12 protein-coding genes are annotated in these 13,166 nt (G+C 69.4%); 1 reads left to right on the plus strand and 11 read right to left on the minus strand.

Annotated features, from left to right (window positions below):
* Positions 1–48: 48 nt before the first annotated feature.
* From QMG39_RS04685 to QMG39_RS04700, 4 genes are all read right to left on the minus strand, one after another.
* Positions 49–330 (minus strand): hypothetical protein, encoded by a 282-nt coding sequence (locus tag QMG39_RS04685; RefSeq protein ID WP_281882711.1) that lies wholly within the window; start codon positions 328–330, stop codon positions 49–51.
* Positions 331–720: 390 nt separating this feature from the next.
* Positions 721–1,713: a carbohydrate ABC transporter permease gene (locus QMG39_RS04690; RefSeq protein ID WP_281882712.1), complete on the minus strand. Its 993-nt coding sequence runs from the start codon at positions 1,711–1,713 to the stop codon at positions 721–723.
* The gene (locus QMG39_RS04695) at positions 1,710–2,678 is read right to left on the minus strand and encodes a carbohydrate ABC transporter permease (protein WP_281882713.1); all 969 of its coding nucleotides are present in this window, start codon (positions 2,676–2,678) and stop codon (positions 1,710–1,712) included. Before QMG39_RS04695 ends, QMG39_RS04690 begins: the two co-directional genes overlap by 4 nt.
* A 93-nt stretch (positions 2,679–2,771) precedes the next feature.
* Positions 2,772–4,130 carry an ABC transporter substrate-binding protein gene (locus QMG39_RS04700; protein ID WP_281882714.1) on the minus strand — a complete coding sequence of 453 codons (1,359 nt, stop codon included), beginning with the start codon at positions 4,128–4,130 and terminating at the stop codon, positions 2,772–2,774.
* 202 nt (positions 4,131–4,332) lie between these two features.
* Here QMG39_RS04700 and QMG39_RS04705 point away from each other — a divergent pair, with 202 nt between their 5' ends.
* Complete coding sequence (locus QMG39_RS04705) at positions 4,333–5,349, plus strand: LacI family DNA-binding transcriptional regulator (protein ID WP_281882715.1); 1,017 nt, start codon at positions 4,333–4,335, stop codon at positions 5,347–5,349.
* Between the two features lie 39 nt (positions 5,350–5,388).
* Here QMG39_RS04705 and QMG39_RS04710 read toward each other — a convergent pair whose 3' ends face one another.
* The 7 genes from QMG39_RS04710 to rplJ all read right to left on the minus strand — a co-directional run bounded on the left by QMG39_RS04710 (position 5,389) and on the right by rplJ (position 13,165).
* Positions 5,389–6,531 carry a Gfo/Idh/MocA family protein gene (locus QMG39_RS04710; protein WP_281882716.1) on the minus strand — a complete coding sequence of 381 codons (1,143 nt, stop codon included), beginning with the start codon at positions 6,529–6,531 and terminating at the stop codon, positions 5,389–5,391.
* Positions 6,532–6,535: 4 nt separating this feature from the next.
* On the minus strand, positions 6,536–8,401 hold the full coding sequence (locus QMG39_RS04715) for a DUF6807 family protein (protein WP_281882717.1): 1,866 nt from the start codon (positions 8,399–8,401) through the stop codon (positions 6,536–6,538).
* Between the two features lie 152 nt (positions 8,402–8,553).
* On the minus strand, positions 8,554–9,858 hold the full coding sequence (locus tag QMG39_RS04720) for an ABC transporter substrate-binding protein (protein ID WP_281882718.1): 1,305 nt from the start codon (positions 9,856–9,858) through the stop codon (positions 8,554–8,556).
* Positions 9,859–9,950: 92 nt separating this feature from the next.
* Positions 9,951–10,721, minus strand: a complete 771-nt coding sequence (locus tag QMG39_RS04725) for a carbohydrate ABC transporter permease (protein ID WP_281887155.1) — start codon at positions 10,719–10,721, stop codon at positions 9,951–9,953.
* A gap of 151 nt (positions 10,722–10,872) precedes the next feature.
* A complete protein-coding gene (locus tag QMG39_RS04730; RefSeq protein ID WP_281882719.1) occupies positions 10,873–11,820 on the minus strand; it encodes a carbohydrate ABC transporter permease in 948 nt (315 codons plus the stop codon).
* 390 nt (positions 11,821–12,210) lie between these two features.
* The gene (gene rplL, locus QMG39_RS04735; RefSeq protein ID WP_281882721.1) at positions 12,211–12,603 is read right to left on the minus strand and encodes a 50S ribosomal protein L7/L12; all 393 of its coding nucleotides are present in this window, start codon (positions 12,601–12,603) and stop codon (positions 12,211–12,213) included.
* Positions 12,604–12,649: 46 nt separating this feature from the next.
* Positions 12,650–13,165, minus strand: coding sequence for a 50S ribosomal protein L10 (gene rplJ / locus QMG39_RS04740; protein WP_281882723.1), 516 nt, complete (start codon positions 13,163–13,165; stop codon positions 12,650–12,652).
* Between the last annotated feature and the right edge of the window lies 1 nt (position 13,166).

The raw sequence follows: 13,166 nt of genomic DNA on the forward strand, positions 1-13,166 counted from the left end.
CGGGCCCGCCGCGTTCGATCGCGACGGGCCCGGACCTTCCCCGGCGGCCTACGGCGCCGGCGGAAGCAGGCTCTCGATGAGCTCGCACGTGGCCTGCAGCTTCGCGCGGCCCTGCAGGTCGGGGAACACGTTCGCGAGGCCCGCCCGCGGCGTCGCCTCACCCGACGAGTGCCCGCCCTGGTCGAAGTCGAGATCCAGGATGGCGTACTGGGTCAGCTGACCCCAGTTGCAGTCCGGCGGCCCGCCGTGCCCCTCCGCGTGCGCCGGCGCCGCGAACCCCACGGCGAGCAGCCCTGCGGCCGCAGCACCGATGATCACTCTCTTGAACATCCGTCCAACCCCCTTGTCGTTCGGTCACTTACGCTCCCGACACAACCAGTGGGCGGATGCCGCGTCAACCCCACGCCCGCGCAGCGCACCCGGCCCCGGACATGGAGGGAGCCCGGCCGTCGCCACGCTGCGTCGGCCGGGCCCCTGTTTCCCCCGGTGCCGGCCCCCTGTTGCCGGCGAGTCCCTACTGAGGTCCTGCACTCGACGCTAGTGCGAAGTCGAGGTTGCGTCAACGCCGGATCGACGTCTGTTTTTTATGTCCTGAACAGTACATTTTCCGATGCATCGAGCGGGCCGACTCCACGCAGGCACGGGCTGAGCCCGGCCGCGGGTTCCCCTGCCGCGACCGGGCCGTCCCGCCCCGAGGGGGGCCTCGCCTCGTGTCCGGAATCAGCCCTTCGTCGATCCGGCCAGGAGCCCGCGCACGAAGTACCGTTGCAGGCTGAAGAACACGATCAGCGGCACGATCAACGACACGAACGCGGCAGCGGTCAGGCGTTGCCAGTCCTGCCCGCGACTGCCGGTGAGCTCGGCCAATCGTTGGGTCAGTGGCGCGACGTCCTGCGTCCCGCCGGAGAAGATCAACGCCACGAGCAGGTCGTTCCAGACCCAGAGGAACTGGAAGATGGCGAACGACGCGATCGCCGGCATCGCCAGCGGCAGCACGATCCGGAAGAAGATCTGGCCGTGGGATGCACCGTCCACGCGTGCGGCCTCGATGACGTCGCTCGGGATCTCCGCGATGAAGTTGTGCAGCAGGAAGATCGCGAGCGGCAGCGCGAAGATCGTATGCGCGATCCAGACGGGCAAGTAGTTCTGCTCGGGGATGATCGGGATCACGTCGTGCAGCCACGCCTGCATCGGTCGCAGGTAGGTCGAGAAGAACTGCAGCAGCGGCACGAGGGCCATCTGCAGCGGCACGATCTGCAGCGCGAACACCAGGATGAACAGCACGTGCACGCCGCGGAACTTGATCCAGGCGAACGCGTACGCCGCCATCGACGCGAACACGAGCGGGAAGATCGTGGCCGGGATCGCGATGGCGATCGAGTTCACGAAGTACGCACCCAGCTGCGGCGACGACACCGACGGCGACAGCAGCACGTCGCGGTAGTTGTCGAGCGTGAAGCCGGGGTTCTGGAAGATGGTCCACCAGCCGGTGGTGCGGATGAGCTCCGCCGGCCGGAACGACGACAGGAAGAGCCCGAAGGTCGGGATCGTCCAGAGCACCGCGATGATGAGCGCCGCGATGGTCGCGGTGCGCGAGGTGAGGCGCTTCTTCACGCGCGCGGGCTTGGTCTCCTCGCGCTCGAGGCCGCGCTCCAGCTCCTCCTCCGTGCCGCGGTCGGGGGGCAGGACTGACGAGGTTCCCGTGGTGCTCATCGGATCTCCCTCTGCTGTCGCAGGATTCTGATGTTGTAGATGATGATCGGCAGCACCATCACGAAGAGGATGAGCGCGAGCGCCGAGCCGCGACCCACCTCGCTCGCGCGGAAGGCCTGCGTGTACATCTCGTTCGCGACGACGGAGGTGTTGAAGTTACCGGCGGTCATCGTGCGCACGATGTCGAACACCTTCAGGGTCGCGATCGAGATGGTCGTGAGCACGACCACGATCGACCCGCGGATGCCGGGGACGGTGACGTTCCTGAAGCGCTGCCACGCGTTCGTGCCGTCGAGTTGCGCGGCCTCGAGCTGTTCGGTCGGGATGCCCTTGATCGCCGCGCTCAGCACGACCATCGCGAATCCGGTCTGGATCCAGATCATCACCACGATCAGCAGGATGGTGTTGATCGGGTCGGTCTGCAGCCACTGGACGGGTTCGCCGCCGAACGCCACCACGAGCGCGTTCAGGATGCCGATCTGCTCGCGGTCGCCCGAGCGGTATTCGTAGACGAACCGCCAGATGATGCCCGCGCCGACGAACGAGATGGCCATGGGCATGAACACGAGGGCCTTGAAGTACTTCTCGCCGCGCGACCGATCGATGAAGACCGCGTAGGCGAGGCCGACGACGGTGGCGAAGGTGGGTACGAGGAGCACCCAGATCACGGTGTTGATCAGCGTGCGGATGGCGGCGGGCTGCGTGAACATCCAGACGAAGTTGTCCATCGACCACGCGCCGGAGTTGTCCTGGAACGCCAGGAACGTCGTGCGGATCGCCGGCCAGACCAGGCCGATCGCGACCATGATGAGCGCCGGGAGCAGGAATCCCGCGAGCTGCCAGTAGTCCCGGCCCTTCTTCGGGGCCTTGTCGATGAAGAAGATGATGAGGCCGACGATCGCCGCGAACACGACGAGCCCCATCACCACCTGCAGGATCTTGCCGATGAGGTCGTCGGTCGTCACCGTGTCTCCCGTTTCGTCATTGAAGTGGGGTGTGCGGAAGGGGCGGGCCGTGACCCGCCCCTTCCGATCATGCCGCGAACGCGGCGGGGCGCGCTAGCTGCTCGGCCAGCTCGCCTCGATCGCGTCGACCACCGACTGGGTGTCGTCGCCGGTCACCCAGTCGACGATGCCGCTCCAGAAGGAGTCGGCGCCGACGGCACCGGGCATCAGGTCGGATCCGTCGAACCGGAAGGTGGTCTCCGGGTTCTGGAGGATCTCGATCGACTGCACGAGCAGCTCGCTCGACGCGTTCTCGGGGTCGACCCCCAGGTTCGCGCTGATGACGCCGCCCAGGCTCACGCGGTTGTTCGCCCAGGTGTCGCTCGAGAGGAACGTACGCACGACCTCGACCTCCTCGGCGTCGGTGAACGCGACCACGATCTCGCCACCGCCCGTGACGGCCAGCGGGTCGCCGGCGTTCTCCGGCGGGAGCATGAAGCCGAACACGTCGCCGTCGGAGGCGACGACCGCCGCGTCACCGCCCTCGGGGTTCCAGAAGGTCTCGTAGAACGAGGCCTGGTGGTGCAGCGAGCACTCGCCGTCGAGGATCGGGAGCCCGGCGGTGCCGAATGCCTCGGTGACCAGCGTCGACACGTCGCCGATGCCGCCGTTCACCATGTCCTCGTTCTTGAGGTACTCGCCGACCTCGTCGAACGCCTCGACGATGCCGGGGTCGTTGAACGGGATCTCGTGCGTGACCCACTGGTCGTAGTAGTCGGCACCCTGCAGGCGCAGGACGTAGTCCTCGACCCAGTCGGTGCCGGGCCAGCCGGTCGCGACGCCCGACTCGAGGCCGACGCACCACGGCTTGTGGTCGCCGGCGGCCGCGATCTCGTCGGACAGGTCCCTGAGCTCCGACAGCGTGGTCGGGATCTCCCAGCCGTTCTCCTCGAACTCGCTCGGCGAGTACCAGACGTAGCCCTTGACGTTCGACATGAGCGGCGCACCGTAGAAGGTGTCGTCGACCGTGCCGTAGGCCTTCCAGTCCTCGGTCCACCACTCGTCGGCGTTCGCCTCGACCGACTCGGAGGCCGGGATGAGCCAGCCGCCGTCGGCGAGTCGCTGGACCAGTCCGGGCTGCGGCACGAACCCGATGTCGGGCGCGTTGCCGCCCTCGGCGAGCACCGCGATCTGCGCCTCGAACTCCTGCGAGCCCTGGTAGTCGATCTCGATGCCGGTGCAGTTCACGAAGTCGGTCCACGACTCGACGAGGCGGTCGGCCTCGATGTCGACGATCGTGGCGCCGATGGTGACGCTGGCCCCGTCGTAGGTTCCGTACTCCTCGTACTCCGAGCAGTCCGTGTCACCGGCCTCCTCGCTCGCGATGTCCCCCGTACAGGCGGTGAGCGCGAAGCCGACCGTGGCCACCGCGGCGAGCGGCAGGAGCAGTCGGCGCTTCCGTATGGTGCTCATCTCTCATCTCCTCGTTGAGTTGGAGTTCCTGGGAACCGCTCTCACGAAACCGGTTCCAGCCCTACGCTAGGCAGGCGATAGCGCGGGGCACAAGGGTCGTACATCACGAAACGGTCACACCCACCCTCGCGGATTGGAACCGGTTCCGCCCGAACGGACCGGGCGCTACACTCGGGCCTGCATCTTCCGACGGAGGGAGGCGATGGTGCCGTCGATCGCGGATGTTGCGCGTCTCTCCGGGGTCTCGAAGGCCACGGCCTCGCGTGCGCTGAGCGGCCGCGGGTCCGTCTCGCCGGCCACGCGCGACCGCGTCGTGGCCGCCGCGGCGGAGATCGGGTACATCGCCTCGCCCAACGCCGCGAGCCTCGTCACGGGCCGGACGAAGTCGATCGGCGTGATCATCCGGTTCGTCAACCGCTGGTACTTCGGGCAGGTGCTCGAGGGGCTCGAACGCGCACTGCTCGAACGCGGCTACGACCTCGTGCTGTACAACCTCGCCGTCGCGCCCGACGCGCGCGAGCGCATCTTCGGCTACTACCTGCAGCGCCGTCGCGTCGATGCGATCATCGGCGTCGACGTCGACCTGAGCCCGGAGGAGTCTGACCGCCTCTCCCGCACGGGCAGGCCGGTCGTCGCCATCGGCGGCACCATGCTCCCGGCCGCCGTCCGGCTCGCCGTCGACCATCGTGCGACGGCCCGGCTCGCCACCCAGCACCTGCTGCACCTCGGGCACCGGGAGATCGTGCTGCTCGGCGGCGAGGAGGCCGAGCAGGACCGCGAGGGCGTCCAGGGCAGCCGGGTCCAGGGCTTCCGCGACGCGATGTCCGCCGCGGGCATCGACGACGCCCCGTACCTGCCGACCGAGTACTCGATGTCGGCGGGCTTCTCGGCCGCGCTGCAGCTGCTGGGCGACCCGTCCCATCGGCCGACGGCGGTGTTCGCCGCGTGCGACGAGATCGCCTTCGGCACCTACATCGCCGCGCGCCGGCTGGGGCTCAGCATCCCCGCCGACCTCTCCATCATCGGCATCGACGGTCACGACAACGCCGAGATGTTCGGCCTCACGACCATCGCGCAGGACCCGGTGGCGCAGGGCGAGCAGGCGGTGCGCCTGGCCATGTCGCTGCTCGGCGAGGGCGACGCCGAGCCCGCGCCGCACGACATCGACCTGCCGGTGCGACTCGTCGTGCGCTCGAGCACCTCGGCGCCCACGCGCTGACGCGACGGCCGGGCGGATGCGGCGGGACGCGCCGCGGCCTCAGCGCGCGAACGGCGCCCCGACGTCCGCGAAGGTCGCCTGCTCGGCGACGACCCGTGCCGCCCAGCGCTCGAGGTCGCGCACCACGAGGTGCTCGCCCGCCCCGTCGTGGACGCGCTCGATGTGCTCGGTTGCGATCGGCCGCGGGTCGGGCCCCGCACGTACCGCGTCGAGCACGCGGGTGAACGCCGCGGTGGCTCCGAGCGGCACGAGCAGTTCGTCGCCGGCGGTGATGTGCGACACGAGGTTCTCCAGCAACGAGACGCGCGGATGCCGGGTCGTGGCCGGGAACGGTTCGCCGTCGCGCACGACCTGCACGATGTCGAGCGTGTACCAGAGGACGATGCGCCCGAGCTCGCCCTCGACCGTCACGCACGGCTCGCTCCTGCGCGATGCCGTGAGCGCGAGCGCACCCGCGACCGTCCGACCATCGCGCAGCCGGATCACGAGCGAGGACGTGTCGTCGGCCTGGATCGCGTTCGCGCGCAGGAGGTCGAGCTCGACGTCGACGACGTCGTGCGCGGACCTCGCCCCCGCCACCGCGAGCGCAGTCGCGACCGCGTGCGCGAGCGGATTCGTCACCGCGCCGTCGACCACCGGCACGCCGTCGAGCTCGCGCCTGCCGGCCCACGCGCTGCGCGTCCAGTAGTCCACGGCCCGCACCCAGGTCCCGAGCGCCCCGTACGCGCGCACCTCCCCCACGACACCCCCGGCGACGAGCTCCCTCACGGCGTCGATCGCGGTCGACCCGAGGCTCTGGAAGCCGACCTGGACCGCGCGCCCGGCAGCGCGAGCCGCGGCGTCGAGCTCCTCGAGCTCGAGGCTCGAGGGCGCCGGCGGCTTCTCGAGCAGCACGTGCGCGCCACCTTCGAGCGCGGCACGGGCCAGCGGCACGTGCGTGTGGATCGGGGTGCTCAGCACCACGAGGTCGAGATCGGCGTCGGCGATCATCGCCGCGGCGTCGGCGAAGACCGCGGCCTCCCCGACGGCGATCTCCGGCGCCCGGTGGTCGGCGACCGCGATCAGCCGGACTCGACCCGCGCGCTCGAGCCGCAGCGCCTCGGCGACGTGGGTCGCACCGTGGCCGTGGATCCCGGCGACGCCGACGCGCAGCGGATCACCCGACGCGCCGCCCCGCGGCATCCGCTCACCCATCGGCGGCGAGCCGGCCGGCGAGGCCCGCGAGCTCCGCCGGGTCCGTGATGACGCGGTCGATCAGCAGCGCGTCCAGCCCGAGCTCGACCGTGCCGCCCTCCGGCACGTGCAGCACCTCGTCCCAGGCCAGTGCCGGGCCGATGCCGACGTACTCGGCGACGCGCGCGAACCACGGCAGTGGTCTTCCGCCCGGCTGGTGCAGCAGCACCGTCGCCTTGCGCTCGGGATCCACGACGGCGAACCACGGCGAGCGCGAGCCGTGCGCGGCCTCCTCGCCGACGCCGTCGGCCGTGACGACGATGGCCTTCCACTCGGGGAAGCGCCAGAAGATGCCGCCGTAGCCGGCGCCCTCGCGCCCGTTGGTCGCGGGCGACCCGAAGTCGAGCGCGCCGAAGTTCGCCTTGAGCACGGAGCGCCAGCGCAGCACCCAGGCGTCGCCCTCGCCGACCCGCAGCGGCGCGCCGGTGAGGGTGCGCACCTCGCTGAGCTGTGCGACGTTGCGCTCGTCGATCCAGGTGAGGCGCTCGGTGAGCTCCTCGCCGTCCACGCGCAACTCGTCGCGGCGCTGCCGGCCCTGGTTCTCGAGCATCACCGAGCCGACGTCCTCGATGTATGTCCGACCGCCCCAGTACGAGGTGCCGTTGATGTCCGGGAGCGCGACGCCGATGCCGAAGTGGTGCAGGTGGTCGGTCGGATGGCTGTCGGTGACGCGCACGCCGCCGAGCGTCTCCACCGGGTGCAGGTAGGGCCTGGGCGACAACACGGAGTCGATCGACTGCCCCTCCTCGTACCGCGCGACGACGCCGTCGCCGATCCGCAGCAGCGGGCGGCCGGGGCTCAGCCAGCCGGTCGCCTCGGGCGCCGGGCCGGTACTGCCGCGCACCTCGAGGATGGGACGGTAGGAGAGCGGATGCGTCGCCGCAGCGCCCGCGATCGCGCCCTTGAGCCGCTGCCAGGCCTGCTCGCCGATCTCGACGCGGGGCACCGACATGGTCGTGAGCGAGGGCGCGGAGAACCGCGACAGCGGAATGTCGTCGATGCCGGCGACCGAGATCTCGACCGGCACCTCGACGCCGACCTCGCGCAGGCGGGCGAGCAGGCCCAGTGCGACGAGGTCGTTGAACGCGATCGCCCCGGTCGCGCCCGAGGCGAGCACCGCGTCGGCGGCACGATAGCCGTCCTCCACCTGCGAGCCCGCGGGCACGTCGACGACCTCGAACCCGGCGTGCCGGGCGACGAGCTCGGCGAGTCCGCGGCGACGCAGCACGTCGGCGTACGACTGCGGAGGTCCGGAGAGGTAGGCGATGCGCGTGTGGCCGAGCGAGATGAGGTGCTCCCCCAGCGCACGGATGCCGCTCTCGTAGTCGACCGAGAGCTCGGCCGCCGGGTCGCCCGAGACCGGGCGGTTGACCACGACGACCGGGCCGACACGACTGACGAGGCCCTCGAGCCGCTCGTCGGACATGCGCGGGGCGACGAGCACGATCGCGTCGCAGCGCGAGCGCGCCTCGAGCACGACCTCCTCCTCGTCGCCGACCCGCTCGGCGGTGTCGGCGACGAGCACGCGGTAGCCGTCGGCGTACGCCGCCCGGCTCAACCCCTTGAGCACGCCCTGGAACATCGGGTTCTCGAGGTCGGGCACGACCAGGGCGATCGTGTTGCTGCGGCCGCGCACCAGGTTGCGCGCCGCCGGACTCGGCGAGTAGTTCAGCTTCTCGACGGCGTCGCGCACCTTGGCGGCGATCGCCGGGTCCACGGTCTGGTTGCGGTTGAGCACCCGCGAGACCGAGGCCTGGGAGACGCCCGCGAAGGCGGCCACCTGGGCGATGGTGACCGGTCGGGGCGAGGTGTTCGTCACGGGTCCTCCGCGTAGATCGTGGTTTCCAAAGTAGTGCCGCCGAACCCGGCGGGGCCGCCCTCGGCGGCGATCCCGACCAGAGCGGCTGCCGCGAACGGACAACGCGGCAGCCGCTCCGAGACGACCCGGGGGCCGTCGTCAGGGGGAGGTCATCACATCGCGTCGTCGAGCGCGCGCTGCAGCTCCTCGATGAAGGCGGCAGCCGCCTCCTCCGGGGTGAGCTCGCCGAACAGCACCTTCTGCGTGTTCTGGTCGATGATGTCCTCGATCGCGCCGCCGCCCGGGGGCGTGGCGGGCGGGGCGTCGCCGACCTCGGGCCCGAGGGCATCGAGGAACTCGACGACGGACTTGTTCACCTCGTCGAGCTGCGGCGTGACGTACGCGCGCATGGCCTCGTTCGCGGGCACGCCGCGCTCGGTGAGCAGCAGGTCCGCGGCGTCCTCGCTGTTCGCGAGGAAGTCGAGGAAGAGCGCGACCTCGGCCGGGTGCTCCGTCTTCGACGAGGCCGACCAGAACATCGACGGCTTGTAGTAGGGCGAGCCGTCGGACGAACCGGGCACGCGCAGCGCCACGAGGTTCTGGCCGCTCGCGTCACGCAGCGCCTGCACCTGGTTCGACCACCAGGGGCCGAACGCCGACTCGTTGGTCGCGGTGAAGGACTCGGCGAGACCGCCGGCCTCGCGCTCGATGGTCGCCGACGGGTCGGGAAGGGCGCCCGCGTCGGTCGAGTCGAGCAGGAACTGCCACCACGAGGCGAGGTCCTCCTCGGTCGCGGCGATGCCGCCGTCGGCCGAGTAGAGGTCGCTGCCCTGCTGGCGCAGCCAGTTCTTCAGGCCGCCGTCCTCGAAGCCCCACGACTGCGAGCCGACGACCTCGCCGCCGCTCGCGTCGCTGACGGCCTGCGCGGTCTCGATGAACTCGTCCCACGTCCACGTGGTGTCGTCGGGAAGCTCGACGCCGTACTCGTCGAGCAGGTCGAGGTTGGCCATGTACGTGTAGGAGTTGATGCCGACCGGGATGCCGTACTGCGTGCCCTCGAGAGCGCCCGTGCCGAGCACCGCTGCGGGGAAGTCGGCCGTGTCGAGTGCCTCGAGCGAGCCGAGGTCGAGCAGCACGCCGTTCGCGGCGTAGGTGGAGAGCTGCTTCTCGTCCATCTGGATGATGTCGGGGATGTCGCCCGCGGCGACCGATGTCGACAGCTTGTCCCAGTAGCCCGACCAGTCGGTGTACTGCGGCTCGACCGTGATGTTCGGGTTCTGCTCCTCGAACACCTCGATCAGCTGCTCGGTGATCTCGTGGCGGGTGTCGTTGCCCCACCAGGTGAAGGTGAGGGTGACCGGCTCGTCGGAGAGCTCGTCTCCCCCGGTGGAACCGCCGGCGCAGGCGGTGAGGGCGAGCGTCGCTGCTGCCCCCAGGGCCGCCGCGGCAACGGTGGTGCGGCGTGTGATGCCTCGCATGTGATGCGTCCTTTCGGTGTGTGCGGATGGTGCGGTGCGGGTGGTACGCCGGGCGGGTCCAGGCGCCCGGCCGTCGCGACCGGCGTGGCCGGTCACTTGATCCCCGTCGTCGCGATGCCCTTGATCAGGAATCGCTGGCCGAAGAGGAAGATCAGGAAGATGGGCAGCAGCGCGACGACGCTCATGGCGAACATCTCGCCGAAGTTGGTCGCGCTGTCGGCGTCGACGAACGCGCGGAGCGCGAGCGGCACCGTGTACAGGTCGGGCTTCGTCAGGTAGATGAGCTGGCTGAAGAAGTCGTTCCAGGTCCAGATGAAGGTGAAGATCGCGGCGGTCGCGAGCGCCGGCACCATGAGCGGCATGATGACCTGCAGGTAGATGCGGAAGTGCCCGGCGCCGTCGATGCGCGCGGCCTCGTCGAGCTCGCGCGGGATGCCGCGGATGAACTGCACCATCAGGAAGATGAAGAACGCGTCGGTCGCGAGCAGCTTCGGCACGATCAGCGGCAGGAACGTGTTGACCCAGCCGACCTGGGAGAACATCACGTACTGCGGCACGATGATCACGTGGATCGGCAGCATGATCGACACGAGCATGATCGCGAACCACAGGCGCTTGGCGGTGAACTCGAGCCTGGCGAACGCGTACGCCGCCAGCGAGCACGAGACCAGGTTGCCGACGATGCATCCGAGCACCACCAGCCCCGAGTTCAGCAGGTACACGTTGAACGGGTACGACAGCGCGTTCCAGCCGTCGACGTAGTTCGACACCTCGAAGCTGTCGAGGATGATGCCGGGCTCGCGGAAGATCACCTCGGTCGGCCGGAGCGAGCTCACGACCATCCAGATCACCGGGTAGAGCATGAGCACGGCCGCGGCGATGAGCACCGCGTGGCGCAGCAGGCTGAGCAACGGCTTCCGGAACACCCGGCGACGGCGCCGGGCCTCCCGCACGTCGTCGACGGGCATCGCCGTCACGACCGACTCGGTCAGGGGTTCGGGATCGGTCACTGTGTCAGTCCTGGTCATCGTAGAAGACCCAATACTTCGAGGCCCAGAAGTTGAGCGCGGTGAATGCGGCGATGATGACCAGCAGGAGCCAGGCCATCGCGGACGCGTACCCCATGTCGAGGTTCGCGAAGCCGCGGTCGTAGAGGTAGAGCGTGTAGAAGAGCGTCGAGTCGATCGGGCCGCCCGTGCCGCCCGAGACGATGTACGCCTGGGTGAACGACTGGAACGCGCCGATGATCTGGAGGATCAGGTTGAAGAAGATGATCGGCGTGAGCATCGGCATCGTGATGCGCCAGAACTGCTGCCACCTCCCCGCGCCGTCGACCGACGCGGCCTCGTAGTACATCACCGGGATCTGCCTGAGGCCGGCGAGGAAGATGACCATCGGCGAGCCGAAGGTCCAGACGTTCAGGATCATGAGCGTGCCGAGTGCGGTGTCGGGGCTCGAGATCCAGCCCTGGCCCTCGATGCCGAAGAAGGCGAGCACCTGGTTCACCAGGCCGTCGACGCCGAAGATCTGCCGCCAGAGCATCGCGATGGCGACGCTCGCGCCGAGCAGCGACGGCAGGTAGAAGGCCGAGCGGTAGAACGACAGCCCTCGAAGGCCGCGGTCGAGCACCACCGCGAGCAGCAGCGCGAGCGCGAGCTGCAGCGGCACCGAGATGAACACGTACTGGAACGTGACCTCGATCGACTTGTGCAGCCGGCCGTCCTCGAGCATCCGCACGATGTTGTCGATGCCGTTGAACCGCGGCGGGCTCAGCAGGTTGTACCGCGTGAACGAGAGCACCAGCGAGGCGGCCATCGGGCCGATGGTGATGAGGAAGAGCCCGAGGAACCACGGCAGCAGGAACAGGAACGCGGCACGGTTCTGCTTCCGCCCCCGCGATGCGGCGGGTGACGCGCCATCGCCGGTGCGCTTCATGCTCCGGAGTTCGCCGAGGGCGCTCATGCGCGCACTCCTCGGCGGTGGCCCCGGGGCCGGCTCGAGCCGGACGGCCGTGCCGTCCGGGGTGGTGCTGGTGCCAACATCGGCCTCCGATCATCGTCGTTGATCATCGGTGAGAAAGCGCTATCTCACTTGAGGCACATTTCTAACAGCCGCGGAGGACTCGCGCAAGCGCTTTCCCAGAATTCATGCGGGGTCGTGACCCGTTCGTGACCGAGAAATGGCTTTCTGAGAAGCACCCGAGGAAGCGCTCTCCGACGCGTGTCGACGATCTGGCGGACGAGACGGGCGATGGAGCGCGTGAGCCGGGAGACGCGACGAGGGCGCCGCCCCCGGACGAATCCGGAAGCGACGCCCTCGGCGTCGTAGCGAGCCCCCGAGCGGGGGCGCGTACTACTTGAGCGTGACGGTGGCGCCGGCGGCCTCGAGGGCCTCCTTCGCCTTGTCAGCGGCGTCCTTGGCGGCAGCCTCGAGGACGGCCTTGGGGGCACCGTCGACGACGGCCTTGGCCTCGCCGAGGCCGAGCGAGGTGAGCTCGCGGACGACCTTGATGACCTGGATCTTCTTGTCGCCGGCAGCCTCGAGGATGACGTCGAACTCGGTCTTCTCCTCCTCGGCGGCGGCGTCGCCGCCGCCCGCGGCCGGAGCACCGGCAGCGGCAACCGCGACGGGGGCGGCCGCGGTGACCTCGAAGGTCTCCTCGAACGCCTTGACGAACTCCGAGAGCTCGATGAGGGTCAGGCCCTTGAACTGCTCGAGCAGCTCCTCAGTGGACAGCTTTGCCATTTCTAATCTCCTTTGTTGGTGTACTCACCGCATGCGAGGCTCGCGCCTACGCTGCGGACTCCTGCTTCTGACGCAGCGCGTCGACCGTGCGAACGGCCTGCGACAGCGGTGCGTTGAACAGATATGCGGCTCCGAACAGCGAGGCCTTGAAGGCGCCGGCGAGCTTGCCGAGCAGCACTTCGCGGGACTCGAGGTCGGCGAGCTTGCCTACCTCTTCGGCAGTCAGGGGCTTGCCATCGAAATAGCCGCCCTTGACCACGAGGAGGGGGTTCGCCTTGGCGAAGTCACGCAGCGACTTCGCGACGGCGACGGGGTCGCCGTGCACGAACGCGATCGCCGACGGACCCTGGAGGTCGTCGTCGAACGCGGTGATCCCGGCCTTGTTGGCCGCGATCTTGGTCAGCGTGTTCTTCACCACGGCGTAGCTCGCGTCCTCACGGATGGAGTTGCGCAGCTCCTTGAGCTGGGCAACCGTGAGGCCGCGGTATTCAGTCAGCAGAACGGCGGTCGAACCCTCGAACTTCTCCGTGAGTTCGGCAACCGAGGCTTCCTTGTTCGCCATG

Origin of the sequence: Agromyces rhizosphaerae (assembly GCF_027925245.1) — a bacterium.
GTDB classification, from domain to species: Bacteria; Actinomycetota; Actinomycetes; order Actinomycetales; family Microbacteriaceae; genus Agromyces; species Agromyces rhizosphaerae.